At 63.2% G+C, this 20,110-nt stretch carries 18 protein-coding genes; 3 read left to right on the top strand and 15 right to left on the bottom strand.

Annotated features, from left to right (window positions below):
* Positions 1–49: 49 nt before the first annotated feature.
* Both AC07X6_RS07015 and AC07X6_RS07010 read right to left on the bottom strand, forming a co-directional pair.
* Positions 50–808 (bottom strand): 3-hydroxyacyl-CoA dehydrogenase, encoded by a 759-nt coding sequence (locus tag AC07X6_RS07015; RefSeq protein ID WP_035825778.1) that lies wholly within the window; start codon positions 806–808, stop codon positions 50–52.
* A 177-nt stretch (positions 809–985) separates the two neighbouring features.
* Complete coding sequence (locus tag AC07X6_RS07010) at positions 986–1,426, bottom strand: hypothetical protein (RefSeq protein ID WP_494790491.1); 441 nt, start codon at positions 1,424–1,426, stop codon at positions 986–988.
* Positions 1,427–1,668: 242 nt separating this feature from the next.
* Between AC07X6_RS07010 and AC07X6_RS07005 the strand changes: the two genes are divergently transcribed.
* Positions 1,669–3,729, top strand: a complete 2,061-nt coding sequence (locus AC07X6_RS07005) for a TonB-dependent receptor domain-containing protein (RefSeq protein ID WP_494790490.1) — start codon at positions 1,669–1,671, stop codon at positions 3,727–3,729.
* A gap of 4 nt (positions 3,730–3,733) precedes the next feature.
* Here the strand turns inward: AC07X6_RS07005 and AC07X6_RS07000 are convergent, their stop codons facing one another.
* From AC07X6_RS07000 to AC07X6_RS06965, 8 genes are all read right to left on the bottom strand, one after another.
* Positions 3,734–4,084, bottom strand: a complete 351-nt coding sequence (locus AC07X6_RS07000; RefSeq protein WP_494790489.1) for a glycine zipper family protein — start codon at positions 4,082–4,084, stop codon at positions 3,734–3,736.
* Between the two features lie 97 nt (positions 4,085–4,181).
* Complete coding sequence (locus tag AC07X6_RS06995; RefSeq protein WP_494790488.1) at positions 4,182–6,305, bottom strand: sodium-translocating pyrophosphatase; 2,124 nt, start codon at positions 6,303–6,305, stop codon at positions 4,182–4,184.
* 179 nt (positions 6,306–6,484) lie between these two features.
* Positions 6,485–7,141: an adenylate kinase gene (adk, locus tag AC07X6_RS06990; RefSeq protein WP_230538443.1), complete on the bottom strand. Its 657-nt coding sequence runs from the start codon at positions 7,139–7,141 to the stop codon at positions 6,485–6,487.
* A 243-nt stretch (positions 7,142–7,384) separates the two neighbouring features.
* The gene (kdsB, locus tag AC07X6_RS06985) at positions 7,385–8,140 is read right to left on the bottom strand and encodes a 3-deoxy-manno-octulosonate cytidylyltransferase (protein ID WP_230538444.1); all 756 of its coding nucleotides are present in this window, start codon (positions 8,138–8,140) and stop codon (positions 7,385–7,387) included.
* Between the two features lie 2 nt (positions 8,141–8,142).
* Positions 8,143–8,319, bottom strand: a complete 177-nt coding sequence (locus AC07X6_RS06980; protein WP_010395789.1) for a Trm112 family protein — start codon at positions 8,317–8,319, stop codon at positions 8,143–8,145.
* Positions 8,300–9,355, bottom strand: coding sequence for a tetraacyldisaccharide 4'-kinase (gene lpxK, locus AC07X6_RS06975; RefSeq protein WP_494790487.1), 1,056 nt, complete (start codon positions 9,353–9,355; stop codon positions 8,300–8,302). The genes AC07X6_RS06980 and lpxK overlap by 20 nt, the downstream gene beginning before the upstream one ends.
* Positions 9,356–9,466: 111 nt before the next feature.
* Entirely contained in the window at positions 9,467–9,907 is a 441-nt protein-coding gene (locus AC07X6_RS06970; protein ID WP_230538446.1) for an ExbD/TolR family protein, read from the bottom strand.
* Positions 9,904–10,506, bottom strand: coding sequence for a MotA/TolQ/ExbB proton channel family protein (locus tag AC07X6_RS06965; RefSeq protein WP_230538447.1), 603 nt, complete (start codon positions 10,504–10,506; stop codon positions 9,904–9,906). Before AC07X6_RS06965 ends, AC07X6_RS06970 begins: the two co-directional genes overlap by 4 nt.
* A gap of 881 nt (positions 10,507–11,387) precedes the next feature.
* On the opposite strand from AC07X6_RS06965, the gene AC07X6_RS06960 reads away from it, so the two are divergent.
* Complete coding sequence (locus AC07X6_RS06960) at positions 11,388–11,519, top strand: hypothetical protein (protein WP_265334726.1); 132 nt, start codon at positions 11,388–11,390, stop codon at positions 11,517–11,519.
* A 316-nt stretch (positions 11,520–11,835) separates the two neighbouring features.
* The gene (gene xseA, locus AC07X6_RS06955) at positions 11,836–13,197 is read left to right on the top strand and encodes an exodeoxyribonuclease VII large subunit (protein WP_494790486.1); all 1,362 of its coding nucleotides are present in this window, start codon (positions 11,836–11,838) and stop codon (positions 13,195–13,197) included.
* Between the two features lie 83 nt (positions 13,198–13,280).
* Here xseA and AC07X6_RS06950 read toward each other — a convergent pair whose 3' ends face one another.
* From AC07X6_RS06950 to AC07X6_RS06930, 5 genes are all read right to left on the bottom strand, one after another.
* Positions 13,281–15,743, bottom strand: a complete 2,463-nt coding sequence (locus AC07X6_RS06950; protein ID WP_494790485.1) for a TonB-dependent receptor — start codon at positions 15,741–15,743, stop codon at positions 13,281–13,283.
* Positions 15,744–15,850: 107 nt separating this feature from the next.
* Positions 15,851–16,891: an ABC transporter ATP-binding protein gene (locus AC07X6_RS06945; RefSeq protein ID WP_494790484.1), complete on the bottom strand. Its 1,041-nt coding sequence runs from the start codon at positions 16,889–16,891 to the stop codon at positions 15,851–15,853.
* A 1-nt stretch (position 16,892) separates the two neighbouring features.
* Complete coding sequence (locus tag AC07X6_RS06940) at positions 16,893–18,269, bottom strand: GH1 family beta-glucosidase (RefSeq protein ID WP_494790483.1); 1,377 nt, start codon at positions 18,267–18,269, stop codon at positions 16,893–16,895.
* A 25-nt stretch (positions 18,270–18,294) separates the two neighbouring features.
* Complete coding sequence (locus AC07X6_RS06935) at positions 18,295–19,113, bottom strand: carbohydrate ABC transporter permease (protein WP_478310464.1); 819 nt, start codon at positions 19,111–19,113, stop codon at positions 18,295–18,297.
* Positions 19,110–20,102: a carbohydrate ABC transporter permease gene (locus AC07X6_RS06930; RefSeq protein ID WP_494790482.1), complete on the bottom strand. Its 993-nt coding sequence runs from the start codon at positions 20,100–20,102 to the stop codon at positions 19,110–19,112. Before AC07X6_RS06930 ends, AC07X6_RS06935 begins: the two co-directional genes overlap by 4 nt.
* Between the last annotated feature and the right edge of the window lie 8 nt (positions 20,103–20,110).

Below are 20,110 nucleotides of genomic sequence, written 5' to 3'. Positions count from 1 at the left end.
AAGGCTGTACGCCCCATACGGGGGTATCCTACATCAAATCACGCCAGGCTTATTTGGGCTGCATGCGGATCGCGCCGTCCAGGCGGATTGTTTCGCCATTAAGCATGACGTTTTCCACGATGGCTTTCACCAGCTGCGCGTATTCGCCGGGCTTGCCCAGGCGCGAAGGGAACGGCACCATCTTGCCCAGCGCATCCTGCACTTCGGCCGGCATGCCGAGCAGCATCGGCGTTTCGAAAATGCCTGGCGCCACCGTCATCACGCGGATGCCGTTGCGCGACAGGTCGCGCGCCATCGGCAGGGTCAGTCCCACCACGGCCGCCTTCGACGAGGCATACGCCGCCTGGCCGATCTGGCCATCGTAGGCCGCCACGGACGCCGTGTTGATGATGATGCCGCGCTCGCCTTCCGCCGTCGCATCCTGTTTCGCCATGGCGTCGGCCGCCAGGCGGCACATATTGAAGGTGCCCACCAGGTTGATGTTGACGACTTTCTGGAACAGGGCCAGCGGGTGCGGGCCATCCTTGCCCACGGTTTTCACGGCGGGCGCCACGCCGGCGCAGTTGACCAGGCCGCGCAAGGTGCCCAGCTTGGTGGCCGCCGCCACCACGGCCATGCCGTCTTCTTCCGACGTCACGTCGCACTGCACGAACACGCCGTTCAGTTCAGCGGCCAGCGCCTGGCCCGCTTCCGTCTGCACGTCGGCCAGCACGACCTTGCCGCCGGCCGCCGTCAGCATGCGCGCCGTGGCCGCGCCCAAACCCGATGCGCCGCCCGTGATGATGAATACATTGTCCTGAATCTGCATGAAATCTCCTGAGTGATAAGGGCCGTGTTCCCGGCGCCTGATGGTTGATGCACGATGCACGATGCCATTATTACGCCATTACGCGCTATTACGTTTACGTAAACGTAATGTCGGCGACAATTGTAGCCATTTTTGCCGTCACCGAGCGAAAACTTGCGGCGCCAGCGCGTGGCAGGCTTAAAAACACTGGATAAAAGCGCCGTTGCGGTGGCAGATGCGCCCGTTGGCATCGAGCGTGGCGTTGCCCGCGCCGTCGTAGCGCGCGCCGGACGCGTCGCGGCAACCGCCCGCGTCGCAGGAACCGATGGGCTGCGGCGCGCGCGGCATGGGCACGACCGGGCCGGGCGGCAAAGGCGCCATGGGCACAATGGGAGGCGCTGGCTGCGCCGGCATGCGGCCGATCACCTGCGCCACGGAACGGCGCGGCTGCACGGGCGGCGCCGGGCGGCACGGTTCCACGGCCAGCTTGCCGCTGTCGCGCGGGTCGAGCCGGCACACAGGCAAAGGCTCAGACAAAGACTCGGCAGGCGCCGCCGGTTCCTGCGCCCGGGCATGGCCGCCAGCCGCTACCAGCAGGGCGCCGGCCAGCGCCAGCATGCTTTTTACCATCGTCTTCATGCCACCTCCCCAAGCATCGATCTTACCGCTTTCATTATTGGCACACACTGCGCCAGATGCCATGCACATACTGCAACGGTGTTTTATTTCCTTTCAGCACTTTCCTTCTTGCCAGGATGGCACTACAATAAGAACGATTCTTATTCTCATTATCAGAATTCGAGCGCAGTTGATTCTCTTTTCATTCATACCCGAGCCACCCGGAAGGCAGCCAGGAAATAACAACATCCGGAAAGTTCACCATGACCAAGCGTAGTCCCGCCTTCGTAATCCCCGCTTCCACTCCCGCCCGTGCCATGCATTCCGCCGCCCTGCTCCTGCCCTGCCTGCTCTCGCTGGCCGTCAGCAACGCCTGGGCCGAAGGCAATGTGGCCGCCGATCCCACCATGAACACGGTGGTCGTCACCGCGTCGGGCACGGCCATCGACATCAAGGATGCGCCGGCCAGCATCAGTGTCATCACGCGCGAGGAAATCGAGCGCCAGCCCGTGTATGACCTGAACACCTTGCTGCGCCGCATCCCCGGCGTGACGGGCGGCACCGGCCCCGAACGCGAAGCGTCGAAGATCAAGCTGCGCGGCCTGCCCGACAAATACACGCTGATCCTGGTCGATGGCAAGCGCGTGGGCAGCTCGGCCGACACGGCTTACCGCCCGGATCTGGGCCGCCAGGACTTGAACTGGATCTCGCCCGACATGATCGAGCGCATCGAAGTGGTGCGTGGTCCCATGTCCTCGCTGTACGGCTCGGACGCCATGGGCGGCGTGATCAACATCATCACACGCAAGGTGCCGGGCAAGTGGAACGGCTCGGCCACGGCCAACTACACGCAGCCGCAGGACAGCGACCGCGGCACGGCGCACCAGTTGGGCGTGAACCTGGCTGGTCCCTTGTCGGACACGGTCGGCATGCGCCTGGGCGTGAACCAGTCGCGCCAGAATCCCGATGAAAAATCCTTCGACAAAGCGGGCGCCATGGGCGGCGAACGCAACCAGACTGTCTCGGGCCAGCTGACCTGGGCGCTGGACAAGAAACAGAACCTGTCGCTGGACGCCAGCTATGGCAGGCAGGAAGCGAGCAATTCGAGTGCGCATGATGCGGATGGCGAGCCGCTGGTCTACAGCTGGGGCGCCAACAAGCTGATACGCAAGAGCGTCAGCCTCGGCTACGAAGGCCGCTGGGACTTCGGCAAGACCACGGTCAACCTGTATCACAACGACTTCGATAACCAGGACGTCGGCACGGTGGCGAAATCCAAGGACAGCACGCTCGATGCCAGCCTGGAAAAACGGCTCGGCTGGGGCGGCATCGAGCAAATGCTCGTGATGGGCGGCCAGTGGAAGCACCAGGAACTGACGAACACGAATACCATCGGCACCGTGCCCACCGATTATCTGGGCAACACCGTGAGCGGCGCGACCCTGTCGGGCACCACCTCGGCCCTGTTTGCGGAAGATCAATTGTTCTTGCGCGAAAACTTGACGGCCACGGCCGGCCTGCGCCTCGATCACCACAGCAAGTTCGGCAACCACTACAGCCCGCGCCTGTACCTGGTGTACCACCCCGCCCCCGCCTGGACCATCAAGGGCGGCGTGTCGCAAGGCTTCCGCGCCCCGAGCCTGAAGGAAAACTCGCCGGCGGCAGCGACCAACTCGGCCGGACGCGGTTGCGGCAGCCTGAAACCGCTCGGCTACATCACGGGCGACTGCTACATGGCCGGCAATGCGGACCTGAAGCCGGAAACGAGCACGGCCGGCGAGATCGGCGTGGCGTGGGAACAGAATGGCTGGGACGTGGGCCTGACCTGGTTCCACACGGATTTCAAGAACAAGATCGACTATGCGCCGCTGGGCTTTTACCAGCAGCGCTGGTGGACCAAGATGACGAATATCCAGAAGGCGCGCACCAGCGGCCTGGAAGCGACGGCCACCATCCCGCTGACGAAAAACCTGAACTGGCGTAACAACGTCACCTACATGGCGGAAGCGAAAAACCTCACTACGGGCGCCAACCTGCTGTCCACGCCAAAACTGTCGTGGTACTCGGCGCTGGGCTGGCAAGTCAACGACCAGCTGTTCGGCGAAGTGTCGGCCCAGTACACGGGCAAGGAACTCGATGCCGGCAAGCTGGCCGACAAGGCCTACACCATCGTCGACACGGTCGTGTCATACAAGGTCACGCCCCAGTGGACGGTACGCGGCGGCGTGCAAAACCTGTTCAAGAAGGGCCCGATGGCCGACGGCCTGGTCGACTACTACGTGCCGGGACGCCGCATGTTCGTCGGCCTGACGTCGCGCTTCTAAGCGGCTAATAACGGGGCGGCGGCGTATCGGGCGGCGGCGTGGCGGCATTCGCCGGCACGCTGCCCAGCATCCGCCCGGCCAAGGGCACCTTGTGGCCGCTCGCATACATACATTTTTGATAAGGGTCATCGTAGCTGCGCTGCATGCCATGCGAGGAGCTCTCGGCCGCGCCCGTGCCGGCCAGCTGCGCCTGCGCATAGCCACGGCAACTGCCGTCATCGCCGCGAAATTGCTCGAAACTCTTGCCCGTGCCGGGCAAGACCATGGCCGACGGCCCTTCCGGCAGCACCGTGCAGGCGGCCAGCAGCAGCGGCGCCAGCAGGCCGGCACGCCCCATCAACGCTATCGTGTTCATGTTCGCCTCCCCGTCAGCGCACGCTGGCCGGTGCTACGGCACGCCATGCCGTACTGCAATTTTTCACGTGCCACGGGGCTGCGGGAACCGCACCCTCTTATTGCGCGGGCAAGCTTTGCACAGGTGTCGCCGGCGCCAGGATGGGTGGCGCGGGCGCGTGGACGGGTGCCGGCGCTGCCACGGCCAGCCAGCCCGTGGCCGGCAGCAGCGGCACCAGCAGCAGGGCCACGATATTGATGATCTTGATCAAGGGGTTCACCGCAGGACCGGCCGTATCCTTGTACGGGTCGCCCACCGTGTCGCCCGTGACGGCCGCCTTGTGCGCGTCCGACCCCTTGCCGCCGAAGTGGCCATCCTCGATGTATTTCTTCGCATTGTCCCAGGCGCCGCCGCCCGTGGTCATGGAAATGGCCACGAACAGGCCCGTCACAATCGTCCCCATCAAGAGACCGCCGAGTGCCGCAGGCCCCAGCAGCATGCCCACGACGATGGGCACGACGACGGGCAGCAAGGACGGCACGATCATTTCGCGGATGGCCGACGCCGTCAGCATGTCGACGGCCTTGTCGTATTCGGGCCGCGCCGTGCCTTCCATGATGCCTTTGATGTCGCGGAACTGCCGCCGTACTTCCACTACCACGGCACCGGCCGCGCGGCCCACGGCTTCCATCGCCATGGCGCCGAACAGGTACGGTATCAGGCCGCCGATGAACAGACCGACGATGACCATCGGGTTCGACAAGTCAAACGTGATGTGCTGGCCCACGGATTCGAGCGCATGCGTGTAATCGGCAAACAGCACCAGCGCGGCCAGCCCGGCCGAGCCGATGGCGTAGCCCTTGGTGACGGCCTTGGTCGTATTCCCGACGGCATCCAGAGGATCGGTGATGGCGCGCACGGAGTCGGGCAAGCCCGACATTTCCGCGATGCCGCCCGCATTATCCGTGATGGGGCCATACGCGTCGAGCGCGACGATGATGCCCGCCATCGACAGCATCGACGTGGCCGCAATGGCGATGCCGTACAGGCCGGCCAGCTGGTACGAGACGAGGATGGCGACGCAGACGGCCAGCACCGGATAGGCAGTGGACTTCATCGACACGCCCAGGCCGGCGATGATATTCGTGCCGTGGCCCGTCGTCGACGCTTCGGCGATATGGCGCACGGGCTTGAAATCCGTGCCCGTGTAGTACTCGGTGATGTACACCATCAGGCCCGTGAGGACGATGCCGACGACGGTGGCGCCCAGCATCTTGTAGCGCATGGCGTCGTCGGGCCACAGCAGCCACGTCACGACGGCAAAGCCCACCAGCGACAGGCCGGCCGCCCACCACAGGCCCGTGTACAGGGCCGACATGATCTTCTTGCCCGGGGCCGTTTTCACCATCGAGCAGCCGACGATGGAAGCGAGGATGGAGACGGCGCCCAGCAGCAGCGGGTAGATGATGGCCGTGCTGCTGGCCTCTGCCATCAGCAGCGCGCCCAGCAGCATGGTGGCGATCAGGGTCACGACATAGGTCTCGAACAGGTCGGCCGCCATGCCGGCGCAGTCGCCCACGTTGTCGCCCACGTTGTCGGCAATGACGGCCGGATTGCGCGGGTCGTCCTCGGGGATGCCCGCCTCGACCTTGCCCACCAGGTCCGCGCCCACATCGGCGCCCTTGGTGAAGATGCCGCCGCCGAGACGCGCGAAGATGGAAATGAGCGAGGCGCCGAAGGCCAGGCCGATCAGGGGCTTGATCAGGTCATGCTGGGTCAGGCCGGGCGCGCCCGTCGTCGCCAGCAGCCAGTAGAACAGGGTCACGCCCAGCAAGCCCAGGCCGACGACCAGCATGCCCGTGATCGCCCCGCCCTTGAAAGCCACGTTCAAGGCCTGGTTGATGCCCAGGGTGGCCGCCTGCGCCGTGCGCACATTGGCCCGCACGGAGACGTTCATACCGATGAAGCCGCAGGCGCCCGACAGCACGGCACCGATCAGGAAGCCCAGCGCCGTGTGCAAGCCGAGCAGCACATAGATGGCGATCAGCAGCACCACGCCGACGATGGCGATGGTGCGGTACTGGCGCGCCAGATAGGCGGCCGCGCCCTGCTGGATGGCCAGGGCGATTTCCTGCATGCGCGCGTTGCCGGGATCCTGCCTCAGGATCCAGCTGCGCGACACCAAACCGTAAATGACTGCGACCACGCCGCAGGCTACCGCAAACCACAAACTGGCTGCCATATCGTCCCCTTCTGTTTTTATCCGACGTCATTGCCAACAGCTGCAGACCGCACCGGGTAGGCACGCGCAGCCAGGAAAACACGACCTGCAAAAAACCTGAACCACGAAAACGACACGGCACCGCTGGCGAAAAGCGGGCACAAAAAAAGCGGACACTCAGGTCCGCTTTTCAATACTGCTTATTCCGCCAGGGCGGCAAATGCGCTGTCGCGGATTTGCTCGACCGGACCGACGCCGGCGATGCGGCGGTATTTCGGTGCGCCCGGCAGACCGGACTTGGCCCAGTCGTTGTAGTAACCGAGCAAGACCTTGGTCTGGTTGTGGTACACATCCAGGCGCTTCTTGACCGTTTCTGCCTTGTCGTCGTCGCGCTGGATCAACGGTTCGCCCGTGATGTCATCGACGCCGTCGACCTTGGGCGGATTGAATTTGACGTGGTAGACGCGGCCCGAACCCGGGTGGCTGCGGCGGCCGTCCATGCGCTCGATGATCGACTCGTCCGGCACGTCGATTTCCAGCACGTAGTCAACATGGATGCCCGCATCTTTCATGGCGTCCGCTTGCGCGATGGTGCGCGGGAAGCCGTCGAACAGGTAGCCATTGGCGCAATCGGCGTCCTGCAGGCGGTTCTTGACCAGGCCGATCATGATGTCGTCCGACACGAGGCCGCCCGCATCCATGACTTTTTTCGCTGCCAGGCCCAGTTCCGTGCCTTCCTTGATCGCCGCGCGCAGCATGTCGCCCGTGGAGATTTGTGGAATATTGTATTTTTCTTTGATGAAATTAGCTTGGGTGCCCTTGCCGGCACCGGGTGCTCCTAAAAGTATCAGACGCATTGAAAAGTTCCTAAAAAACAGATTTTGGATGGTGGTATGTGTAATTATTTTTAGATGGTGTTGCTATGGCTATCTTTCCCTACGAAACTTACCACAAAAAATCCCCAGAGCGCCAGTTTGCTATCGAATTGCTATGCCCTGATTGATCAAAGCCAGCAATTAGCGAGGCGGACGTTTCAAAATGTGGTTTTTGCTGCAGGCATACAAATTATATTTGCACGCCTGCCGTTTTGCGGGTAGCGCTTACAGGGCGCCGTAGTGGGCTTGCACCCTGGCAAGATCTTCCGGCGTGTCGACACCGGCGGCCGGCGCCGAGTCCGTGACGTGAACGGCGATGGCAACACCGTGCCACAGCACGCGCAACTGCTCCAGCGCCTCGATGGCTTCCAGCGGCGATGCGGACAATTGCGGATATTCTTGCAAAAATGCATTGCTGTACGCATACAGGCCGATATGGCGCAGCGGCACGTAGCCTTGCGGCAAGTTTTCACGGGACTGGGCGAAGCCGTCGCGGTGCCACGGAATCGTTGCACGCGAGAAATACAAGGCGCGGCCGTTCTTGTCCAGCACGACCTTCACCACGTTCGGATTGAACGCATCGGCCACGTCGTGCAACGGATGGGCGCACGTGGCCATGGGGACGGCGGCGCTGATCTGCGCCGCGCAGGCGGCCAGCAGGGCCGGATCGATCAGCGGTTCGTCGCCCTGCAGGTTGACGACGACGGCGTCCGGCGGCAAAGCCAGCGTGCGCGCCACTTCGGCGATGCGGTCCGTGCCCGACGGATGGTCGGCGCGCGTCATGCACACTTCCACGCCATGCGCGGCGCAGGCGTCGCGGATGGACTCATGGTCGGTGGCGACGATGACGCGCGCGGCGCCAGAGAGCGCCGCCTGCTCGGCCACGCGCACCACCATGGGTTTGCCGCCCAGGTCGGCCAGCGGCTTGTTCGGCAGGCGCGTCGAAGCCAGGCGGGCCGGGATGATGACGATGAACGCCATCGTTATTCCACTGCGTCTTGCAGGGTGCGCGCTTCGTCCGCCCACATGATGGGGATGCCATCGCGGATAGGATAGGCCAGGCGGTCGGCGCGGCAAATCAGTTCCTGCGCCTTTTTATCGTGTTCAAGCGGACCCTTGCAAACAGGGCAGACCAGGATATCAAGCAGTCGAGCGTCCACGACATTTCTCCACAATTTGTTGGGCCAGCGCGCTATCGATGCGCGCACTGACGGGGACGACCCACAGTCTCGGGTCATCTTTGAGATGTTCAATTTGCGCACATTTTACTGCATCCTTCTCGGTGATCAAGATCACATCCGTGTCGAGTGCCGCAAATGGCTGGTCGAGGAAGTCGTGATGGTCGGGCAGGGGCAGTTCCATGAAGTCCAATCCGGCCCCGCGCAGCATGGCAAAGAAGCGCCGGGGGTTGCCGATGCCGGCCGCCGCCACGATGCGCCGGCCGCTGGCCGCCAGGGTTTCCAGGGGCATGCGCTCGGTGCGGTCGAGCAGGCGTTCGGCCACGCCGCCATCGAGCAGCATCTGCACCACCAGCGAGCCCTTGGGCGCGACCTGGTCCACCAGTGCCGGCGCCAGCGCGGGCGCATTGATCACCGTCACGTCGCGCCGGCGGCGCGGCGATTCGCGCAACGGTCCCGCCGGCAGCAGCCAGCCATTGCCCGCGCCGCGGCCGTCGAACAGCACGATTTCCACGTCGCGCCGCAAGGCGTAATGCTGCAAGCCGTCGTCCGTGACCAGCACGTCGACGTCCGGGTGCGCCGCCAGCAGCGCCCTGCCCGCTTGCGCGCGGTCGCGCCCCACCATCACGGGGCAGCCGCCGCGCTGGAAGATCAGCAGCGGCTCGTCGCCCACCTGCTGCGGCGTGGAAGCGGCGGTGACGGCGCGCGGCGAACGGTCGGCGCTGCCATGGCCGCGCGAAATGACGCCCGGGCGCATGCCCGCGTCGCGCAAGGCTTGCACCAGCCAGATCGTCAGCGGCGTCTTGCCCGTGCCTCCGATAAAAATATTGCCGACGACGACGACGGGCACGGGCAGGCGCGCCGATTTCAGGATGTTTGCCCGGTACAGGCCGCGCCTGACGCTGCTCAGGGCGCCGAACAGCAGCGAGACGGGCCACAGCGCGCACGCCAGCGGGCCGCGCGTCAGCCAGGCGCGGGTGAGTGTGGTTTCAAGCTTGGCGGGGGAGGATGTGGGCATGGGGTGTCAACTAAAATTGGAACCCAAAATCGACACCTGGGGTGGGGGGGCGGGGGGGGTCGGACCCTGAGGGTCCGACCCCGGCACTTCGGTTGGGGTTGGGGGTTGGCCTTACTTGCCGCCCGCCTGCGCCGCGAACGTCAGCTTTTCATAGCCGGCCAGGCGCGCCGCTTCCATCACGTGGATGACCATCTGGTGCATGGCGAACTGGTCGGCGTTGACCACCACCACGGGCGTCTGCGCCGGCGCCTTACCGCCGTTGGCAGCCTTGGCCGCGTTCTGCAGGGCATCGGCCAGGCCGGCCACGTCGCGGAACGAGACGGGTTCGCGGTTGACCGTGTAGTTGCCCTTGGCATCGATGGTGACGTCGATCTGCTGCGGCTTATCCTTGACCTGCTCGGCGTCGGCCGTCGGCAAGGTGATCTGCAGCTCCGTAAACTTGCTGTAGGTGGTGCTGACCATGAGGAAGATCAGGATCACCAGCAACACATCGATGAACGGGATCAGGTTGATTTCGGGGTCTTCACGCCCCTTGCCTTTGCGGAAGTTCATTTGCGGCCACTGTGGACGATGTCGACGAACTTGACGGCTTGTTGCTCCATATCAATGACGAAGCTGTCGACGAGGGCGCGGAAGTGGCGGTAGAAGATCAGGGCCGGCATGGCGATGGCCAGGCCAAACGCCGTGTTATACAAGGCGACGGAAATACCGTGCGACAGCGCCGTGTTCGACGCGGTGGCGCCGGGCGAGGCAAAAATCTCGATCATGCCGATCACCGTGCCGAACAGCCCCATCAGCGGCGCCAGGGTGGCGATGGTGCCCAGGGTCGTCAGGAAACGTTCCAGCGTGTGGGCCACGCCGCTGCCCGCCTCTTCGATCGATTCCTTCATCACTTCGCGCGGCGCGTCGACGTTGCGCAAGGCGGCGGCCAGCACCACGCCCAGCGGCGAATTGTCTTCCAGCTTGGCCACCGTGTCCGGCGTGATCTTGCCGCTGCGATACACCTGCACCACTTCATCAAACAGCTTGCGGGGCAGGATCTTGGCACGTCGCAAATACAGCAGGCGCTCGATGATCAGGGCCAGGGCGACGATGGAAGCGATCAACAACAGCCAGATGGGCCAGCCAGCGGCTTGAAATATAGCGAGCAAAAGAAACTCCTGGTAAAGGGAAGGCGGCGGACCACCCGGACAGCCTGTATTGTACCGAGCGCCGAAGACCGATTGTACGTCCGCGCAGGAATGGCGCAATGTAGCGCGTTGCCGCGCCGGCGGCAAGTGGCGCCTGCATGGCACTTGTCCACACGGCGCGGCAGGCGCGTGTCGCTGGCGCTCAGTTTTGCACACTTTGTGTGGATAAGATTGTGAGCAAGCATGAAGTCCAGCATGCAAGTCATTGATTTACATGAAAATTATCGTGCTGCGCAAAATACAGGCATAGCAGCTTATCGCCAGTAGTCAATGTCAATAAATTAATACCTGAAGAGTTCTGCACATTTACTGTGGACAAGATTGTGCGCAAAGCCGTGCAATTCATCTAAGTCATTGATTTTAAACAAAATTAAATCAATGAGTAAAAAAGTGGCAGGCAGCGCGCAATCGGCGGCAGAAGGAGCGTCAAAGTTCTGCACACAATCTGTGGACAAGATTGTGCGCAAGCTCAAAGATAGACGCTAAGTACATTGATTTATATCGTTTTTATTGCCGTGCATAAAAATGTAGCAAGGGCTGAAAAGCTGGGTTTTCAGCGTCCGATTTGACTTCAAAAACGCAGTTTTCCACCGCGAAGCCAGTTTCACACATAAAGTGTGGATAAGATTGTGAGCAAGCCGATTGACTCCATGCAAGAGCATTGATTTTAAAGGAGTTTTTTTCAATGCTGAAAAATAAGGCAGCGCAAGCGCCTGCTCACGCCCTGGAAAACCCGGAGAAAAGACGAAACGATTTATGCGGTTTTGCACATATTCTGTGGATAAGATTGTGAGCAAGGCGCACGACTGCACGCTAGACCCTTGATCTATATGGCTATTTTTATGCTGCGCAAAATTCAGGCAAGCCATGCCATGGGCATTCCGCTGGCTAAATCCGCTGCCGTGCCAGAGTTCTGCACATTTTTTGTGGATAAGATTGTGCGCAAGGCCATGCATGGCATACTAAGCACTTGATTCCTATACACTTTATTTCCGTGCGCAAAAATGTAGCAAGGCATTTTTCTTCACCGAAAGCAGCCTGCCCGGCCATGTTTGTCCAAGGCAAAAAGTTCCGCACACTTTCTGTGGATAACTTTGTGCGTAAGTGGCAGGGGCTGCACTGATGTGCTTGATATTAAAGGATTTTTTCCCTGTGCACGCAAATCAGGCATGCGGGAATTCTGCATGAAATCAATTACTTAGAAATAGATCTTGTTGTTTTGCACGATATATGACATAAGCATGACCTCGCCGATAATATGTGGACAGCTTTCTTCTTTCCCCTTGCCTGATGATGAACGACACCCCGACTGACAGCGGCTTTGCCGCCCCGCCCGTGCTGACCGTCAGCGCCCTGAACCAGGCCGTCGCGCGCCTGCTCGAGCGCTCGTTCCCCCTGACCTGGATCGCCGGCGAGATTTCCAACTTCACGCGCGCCGCTTCCGGCCACTGGTATTTCACCTTGAAGGACGATGGCGCCCAGGTGCGCGCCGTGATGTTCCGCGGCCGCGCCCAGTTTGCCGGCTTCACGCCGCGCGAAGGCGACAAGGTGGAAGTGCGCGCCCTCGTCACCCTGTACGGCGCGCGCGGCGATTACCAGATCAACGTGGAAGCCATTCGCCGCGCCGGCGTGGGCGCCCTGTACGAAGCGTTCCAGCGCCTGAAGGAAAAACTGGCCGCGCAGGGCCTGTTCGACCAGGAACGCAAGCGCGCCATCCCCATGTTCGCGCGCAGCATCGGCATCGTCACCAGCCCGCAGGCGGCCGCCCTGCGCGATGTCTTGATCGCGCTCAAGCGCCGCGCGCCGCACGTGTCCATCATTCTGTACCCGACGCCCGTGCAGGGCCAGCAGGCGCCGGAAAAAATCGCGCACGCCATCCGCACGGCGTCAACACGGGCCGAGTGCGACGTGCTGCTGGTGTGCCGTGGCGGCGGCAGCATCGAGGATCTGTGGTCGTTCAACGATGAAGCCGTGGCATGCGCGATCGCCGATTGTTCCATGCCCGTGATCAGCGGCGTGGGCCACGAGACGGATTTCACCATTGCCGACTTCGCGGCCGACCTGCGCGCGGCCACGCCGACGGCGGCGGCCGAACTGGCGGCCACGCCGCGCGCCGACTGGATGGCGTCCCTGCGCGCCGATGCGGCGGACCTGCGCCGCGCCATGCGCCGCAGCCTCGACGATGCGGCGCAGACGCTGGACCGTCACAGCCGCCGCCTGCTCAACCCGAAGGCGCAGCTGCAGCAGCAGCGTTTGCAGCTGCTGGCCCTGTCCACGGCCATGACGCATGCGGCGCGCGCGCCAGTCAGCCAGGCACAGTACGCGCTCGAACGCCTGCGTTCGCGCTGGACGGCCTTGCGGCCCGACGTCACGGCGCCACGCGCCCGCCTGGTGGACATGCAGCGGCGCGGCGGCGCGGCCATGGCGCAGCTGGTCAGCCAGCGGCGCCACCGCCTCGACGGCCTGGCGGCGCAGCTGGAACTGTTGAATCCGCAGCGCACGCTGGAACGCGGCTACGCCATCCTGCGCGACGAAAAGGGAAACATCGTGCGCTCGCCGGCCCAGCTGCAGGCGCGCCAGAACGTCAACGTGCGCCTGGCCGAAGGCAGCGCGCAGATCGGCATCGCCAGCGTGCAGGCGACGTTAGAGTAAAAAAGGCCGGGGAAGCTCCCCGGCCCAACACCTTCCCCTACTGAGTGGACTGCGACTGCAACTGCTCTTTCACACTACCTCATTTAAAACTTCATCGACACGCGCGCGCCAAACGTGCGCGGCGCGTTGTAGAAGGCGCCGTAGATCTGCTGCGTGGGCTGGCATGGCATGCCCACGTCCGTGCAGATTTCATTGACGTCCAGCTTGACCGCCTTGTCGGTGGCGTTCTGCACGAACGCTTCCACCGTGTACGCCTTGTTCGCCGGCTGGAAGCGCAGGCTCAGGTCCAGGGTCGTGTAGGCTTCCTGGCGCTTGACGCCCGCATGGCCCGGCACGTCGCCGTTGAACGCGCCCGCCCCCACATACGACATGGTTTCATAGTGCACCGAGGCGCGCGGCGTGAGCTGGCCGCCGGCGACCGTGAAATCATGCTCGTACTGGACGGTGGTGGAAAACTTCGGCGCATGCTTCATGGTGCTGCCGCCCACGTTCACCAGTGGCGCCGTCGAGCCGCAGGACTGGCCATTCGCGCGCGCCGCATCGACGTCGCACGACATGAAATCATCGTACACAGCTTTGAGCCAGGTGGCGTTGCCCGTCAGGCGGTCGACCTTCGTCGGCCGCCACACCCATTCCGCTTCCAGGCCCTTGACGGTGGCGCCGGCCGCATTGAAGTTGGCCAGCACGCTGTTGACCACCTGCGATTCGAGCTTGTCCTTGTACTTCATCAGGAAGGCGTCGAGGTTCAGGGTCAGTTCGCGGTTCAGCAAGTCCGACTTGAAGCCGATTTCATAGCTGGTCAGCTTTTCCGGCTTGGTGGTGGCGCCGCCGTCGCCGATGGCCGGCGAGTGGAAGCCCGTCGTCACGGAGCCGAACAGCAGAATGTCCGGGCGCAGCTTGTACTCGATGCGGCCCAGCCAGGTGGCCTGGCCGTATTTCAGGTCGGCCGTATTGTCGCCCGGCGTATTGCCGCAGGCGGCCGCCGTGATGGCGCCGCCGGGGCCGATATTGTGCGTGTTGGCCAGGCCCGTGCCCGGCGTGACCAGCTGGCGCAGCTGGTCGGCGGTCAGCACGGTGGTGCCCAGCGGCGTGTTGGCGGGCCAGTTCGGACAAGCCCAGTTCTTGCCGCCGATGTCGAATTTATGGTCTTTCGTGTAGCGCGCGCCGGCCGTCAGCTTGATCTGGTCCGTCAGCTGCTGGCTGACCTGGCCGAACACGGCTTTCGATTTGAGCTGGCGGTCGCCCTGGATGAAGGACATGGACGACGCATACTGGCCCACGGTCGGCTGCACGAAGATCACGGCGCCGTTGGCAATATCCTGCTGCACGGCCGCCTGCGAAATCTGGCTGCGGTCGATATCAAAGCGCACCTTGTTCTTTTCATTGAACAGGAACAGGCCGGCCACCCACTGGAATGGCGCATCGTCGTCCGAGCGCGCCTGCAGCTCGTGCGAATAGCTATCGAACTGCGCCCAGTCGGTGCGGTTTTCCGACTTAAAGCCGGGGAACAGGCCCGCATCGGCATCGTTGCTGTTCTGGCGCTTGTACCGGCTCCAGCTGCCCAGGTAAGTAAAATCCAGCGCATCGGTCGGCTTGTAATTGAGCTTGCCCTTGTAGGTCAGGATCGACTGGTCCAAGGTGCCCGGCGTATCGATCAGGGCCGAGCGCAGCTTCTCACCCGGCTTGGGTTCGGCCGCCAGGTAGACGTTGCCAGCGCCCTGGTCGAGGAAATAGTCGGCAATAAAAGTGCCGCGCAGCTGCGGCGTGAACTTCCACAGCAGCGAGGCGCGCACGCCCATCTGGTCGCCGGCGCCATACTTGGCCGTGCCCGGCATGACGTTCGAGCCGCGGCGGAAGTCCACCGTGCCGTCATGGCTATCCTTGATGGCGGCGATGCGCAGCGCCACGTCGTCGGAGAACGGGATATTGAGCATGCCCTGCGTCTGCAGGTGGCGGTAATCGCCCACGGTGATGCCGGCCGAGCCCATGAACTTCGATGTGTTTGGCGCGGCCGACACGAGATTGACGGCGCCGGCCGTCGAATTGCGGCCGTTCAGGGTGCCCTGCGGTCCGCGCGCCACCTCGACGTGGGACAGGTCATACATCAGCGCCGTGGCGCCCTGGGGACGCGGCGAATACACGCCGTCGACATAGAAGGCGACGGCCGGGTCGCCCAGCTCCGTGTGGTTGGCCGAACCGACGCCGCGCATGTAGACGTGCACGCCGCCCGAGTCGCCATGCTGCTCGACGACGAGGCTGGGCACCATGGTGGCCAGCGACGCCAGGTCCTTGACCTGGTTGTTTTGCAGGGTGTCCTGGTTGAAGGCGGTGACGGCCAGCGGCGTCTCCTGCACGAAGGTGTTGCGGCGCGTGGCCGTGACGACGATGCGGTCCATCTGTTCGGCGGCCGGTTTTGCCGTGTCGGTGGCTGCCGTGGTGCTGACCGCTTCCTGGGCCATGGCGGCGCCGCTGCCCAGCAAGATGCACTGGGCGAAGGTCGCATGCGCCAGGCTGAGGGCGATGGTATTGCGTTTGAGCTGTTGCATTGTTGTTGTCTCCTGTACCGCTGGTTGAATGATGATCACATAGCTCTTTGGCTACTGCTGCACATTTTTTGGGTGTCAATCTGAAGTCATGTCGCCTCCGTGCGGGGTCAATGGGTAGCCACGGCGCGCCCGGCCGTGTCGAACAGAAAGGCATGGCCCTCTTCCGGCGCGAAGCCGATGGCGCTGCCCTGCGCCAGCGCGTGGCGCGCCTCGCCGTGCAGCTTGATGGCCACCGCATGCGAACTTCCCTCCAGCGTCGCGTGGATGATCTGCGCGTCGCCCAGCTGCTCGATCAGGGTGACGGTGGCGCCGTAGCCCTCGCTGCGCGGCACCAGGCGCAGGTGTTCGGGGCGTATGCCGACCAGCATGCCCGCCGCGCCGCCAAGCTGGCTGGCCAGCGCCGGGACGGCGGCGCACGGCAAAAAGTTCATGCGCAGGGCGCCGATGAAGCCGGCGACGAACTGGCTGGCCGGATGGCGGTACAGGGCCAAAGGCGCGCCCACCTGCTCCAGGTGGCCGCCGTGGAAAACGGCGACCCTGTCACCCAGGGTCATGGCCTCGACCTGGTCGTGCGTGACGTAGATCATGGTTGTGCCCAGTTCCTGGTGCAGCTTGGCCAGTTCGATGCGCGTCTGCACGCGCAGCGAGGCGTCGAGATTGGACAGCGGCTCGTCAAACAGGAACACCTTGGGCTGGCGCACGATGGAGCGGCCGATGGCCACGCGCTGGCGTTCGCCGCCCGACAAGGCCTTGGGTTTGCGGTCGAGCAGGTGCGTGATCTGCAAAATCTCGGCCACCTTGCCGACTGCGGCGCGCACTTCGGCTTCCGTCTGGCCCGCCAATTTCAAGGCAAAGCCCATGTTGTCGCGCGCCGTCATGTGCGGATACAGGGCGTAGCTCTGGAACACCATGGCGATGCCCCGCTCGGCCGGCGCCACGTCGTTGGCCAGCAAGTCGCCGATGCGCAGCTGGCCCGCGCTGATGTCTTCCAGACCCGCGATCATGCGCAGCAGGGTTGATTTACCGCAACCGGACGGCCCCACGAAGACCATGAATTCGCCGTCATGGATATCGAGGTCCAGGCCCTTGACGATTTCCGGGCCGTCGCCGTAGGTCTTGCGGATGCCGCGCAGCGAAATGGCGGCCATCTCAGTGCTCCCCGGCCAAGGCTGGTGCTGCCAAGGCATGCGCAGAGCGCTGCGCGGCGATGAAGTCGCGGTACCACAGGGCGCTGTCCTTGAAGCTGCGCTGCTGCGTGGCGTAATCGACGTACAGCATGCCGAAGCGCTTGGCGTAGCCCGAGTTCCACTCGAAGTTATCCATCAGGCTCCAGTAGAAATAGCCGCGCACGTCGATACCCTGCGCAATCACGGCGCGCAAGGCATCCAGGTGCAGCCGCACGTACTCGATGCGCGCCTGGTCATGGATCTTGCCGCCGACGGGCTTGTCGGCCACGGCCATGCCGTTTTCCGTGATGTAGACGGGCGGCAGCCGGTATTCGCGGTGCAGGCCCACGAGCAGCTCCGTCAAGCCTTGCGGATAGGTTTCCCAGCCCATGTCGTTGACGCCGAGCTTGCATTCGGGCTTGCGCGGCGGCGTCTCGGCGCTCATGAAGGCGCGCGTGTAGTAGTTCACGCCGAGGAAATCGATGGGCTGTTTAATATCTATGAAATCGTTTTCAAAGATGGCCAAAGCGGAAGCGTCGGCGTGTTTCAGGGCCAGGGCCGGGTAGCGGCCCTTGAAGATGGCGTCCATATACCACTGCACCGAGCGCGCATATTCGAGTTCGGCCAGCTCCCGGTCTTGGGCGCTGTCGGTGGCCGGCGTGGCCGTCCATTGATTGAGCACGATGCCCAGTTTCGCGGGCGGATTGACGGCGCGCATGGCCTGCATGGCCAGACCGTGCGACAGCAGCAGGTGGTGCGACACTTGCACGGCGGCGGCCGGATCGGCCATGCCGGGCGCGAACTGGCCCGTGCCGTGGCCCAGCACGGCCGTGCACCACGGCTCGTTATGGGTAGCGATGCTGGCGACCCTGTGGCCGAAGCGGCGCGCCACCTCGGCCGCGTAGGCGGCGAAGTGGTAGCAGGTGGCGCGGTTGAGCCAGCCGCCCTCGTCCTGCAACGCTTGCGGCAAGTCCCAGTGGTACAGGGTCAGGTGCGCATCGAGGCCTTTGGCGGCCAGGGCGTCGAGCAGGCGGGAGTAAAAATCGAAGCCGGTCTCGTTCCAGGCGCCGGAACCCGTGGGCTGGACGCGCGACCAGGACATGGAAAAGCGGTAGGCGTTCACGCCCAGGCTGGCGATCAGCTCCACATCCCCGGCGTAGCGGTGATAGTGGTCGCAAGCCACGTCGCCATTGCTGCCGTCGATGATCTTGCCATCCGTGTGGCTGAAGGTATCCCAGATGGACGGGCCGCGGCCATCGATGGCCGCGGCGCCCTCGATCTGGTAGGCGCTGGTGGCCACGCCCCAGGTGAAGGCGGCGGGGAAGTTGGTATCGGTATCGTCGTTATGCATGGTGGTCATGTCAGTGTGAGTGGTTAAGAAAGTTCTAGCCTTTGACGGCGCCTTGCGTGAGGCCCTCGATCAGGCGCTTCGAGGCGACAAAAAACATCAGCAGCAGCGGCAGCACGGCGATGGCGGCGCCCGTCATCAGCGCGCCCCACTCCGTGTTGTTCGGCGCCTGCATGCTGCGCAGGGCCAGCGGGATCGTGTAGTTCTCGACGGAGCGCATGACGACCAGCGGCGTGATGAAATTGTTCCACGAGTTGATGAAGGTGATCAGGCCCAGGGTGCCCATGGCGGGGCCGATCAGCGGCAGCACGACCCGCCAGTAGATAGCGAACTCGCCGCAGCCGTCGATGCGCGCCGCCTCGATCAAATCCTTCGGGATGGCCGTGCCGATGTACTGGCGCATCAGGAAAATGCCCAGTGCGCCCGCCGCGCCCGGCACGTACAGGGCGCGCGGCTGGTCCAGCCATCCGAGGAAATCCATCAGCATGAAGGTGGGAATCATATTCATGAACGAGGGGATGATCATCGACGCCATCACCAGGGTAAACAGGGGCCGCTTGAAGCGGAATTCGTACATGGCGAACGCATAACCGCCCAGCGAGCAAAAGAACAGGGTCAGGATGGTCGTCATCAGGGCCACGTACAGGCTGATGCCGATATTGCGCCAGAACGGCAGGCGCTCCTGCAGCAGCTCGATGTTGTTCAGCAGGGCCGTGCCGAACCAGCGCGGCGGCGGCAGGCTGTAGATCTCGGCGCTCGTGTGCGTGGCGAAGACGAACATGAAGTAGAACGGCGCGACCATGATCAGGGCGCCGATGGCCACCATGGCGTAGGCCGTCCAGCGGGTAGTCTTCATTTGGCCTCCTTGGCTTCTCGGCGTTCATTGCGGCTGAAAATGCGGTTGTTCACCCAGGTGGTACTGGCGATGATCAAAAACAGCAGCCAGGAAATGGCCGACGCCGTGCCGAAATCGCCCGAGGAAAACGCCGTCTTGTAGACGAAGATGGCCGTCGTCATCACGGACTGGCTCACGCCGCTCGATTCGGCCACCAGCACGAACGGTTCCTCGAACAGCTGCAGGTTGCCCATGATGGTGAGGGTCACGGCCAGGTAGATCATGGGGCGCAGCTGCGGCAGGGTGATGTACCAGAACTGCTGGCGTTTCGACGCACCGTCGATGGTGGCCGCTTCATATAAATCCTTCGGTATCACCTGCAGCGCGGACAGGTACAGCACCAGATTCCAGCCCAGGTAGCGCCAGAAAATCACGAAGGCGACGGCCGGCTTGATGAACAGCGAGCTGCCCAGCCAGTCGATCGATTCTGCCGGAAACAGCCCACCCACCAGCGGCAGGCTGGCGCACCACTGGAGCAGCACATTGATCTGGCCATAGTCGCGCGAAAACAGGGTATTGAAGACCATGGCGATGGCCACGCTGGAGGTGATAAATGGTAAAAAGTAAATGCCGATCACCAGGTTGCGCGAGCGCTTGAAGCTGTTGTGGATGAACGCTGCCAGCGGAATGGCCACCAGATGCTGCGGCACGCCCGAGGCCAGCGCCAGCCAGACGGTATTGCCCAGCGAGCGCAAAAACCACGGGTCGCTCAAGGCATACTTGTAGTTGTCCAGGCCCACCCACTGCATGGCTTCCACGCCGCTGGCCGCTTCCCACTGGTTGAACGACAAATAGATGGAAAACAGCAGCGGGAACAGGCTGAAGACGGCGAACAGGATGAAGAAGGGGCTGATGAAGATATACGGCGCCCATTTTTTCATGTTGATGCGTTTTTTGGCGGGCCGCGCCGGGATGGATCCGGTTTCGGCGCATTGCATGGTCGTATTCATGCCGCTTC

The organism is Janthinobacterium sp. GW460-12-1-14-LB5 (assembly GCF_059423585.1).
This window is presented reverse-complemented; position numbering and strand designations above follow the sequence as displayed.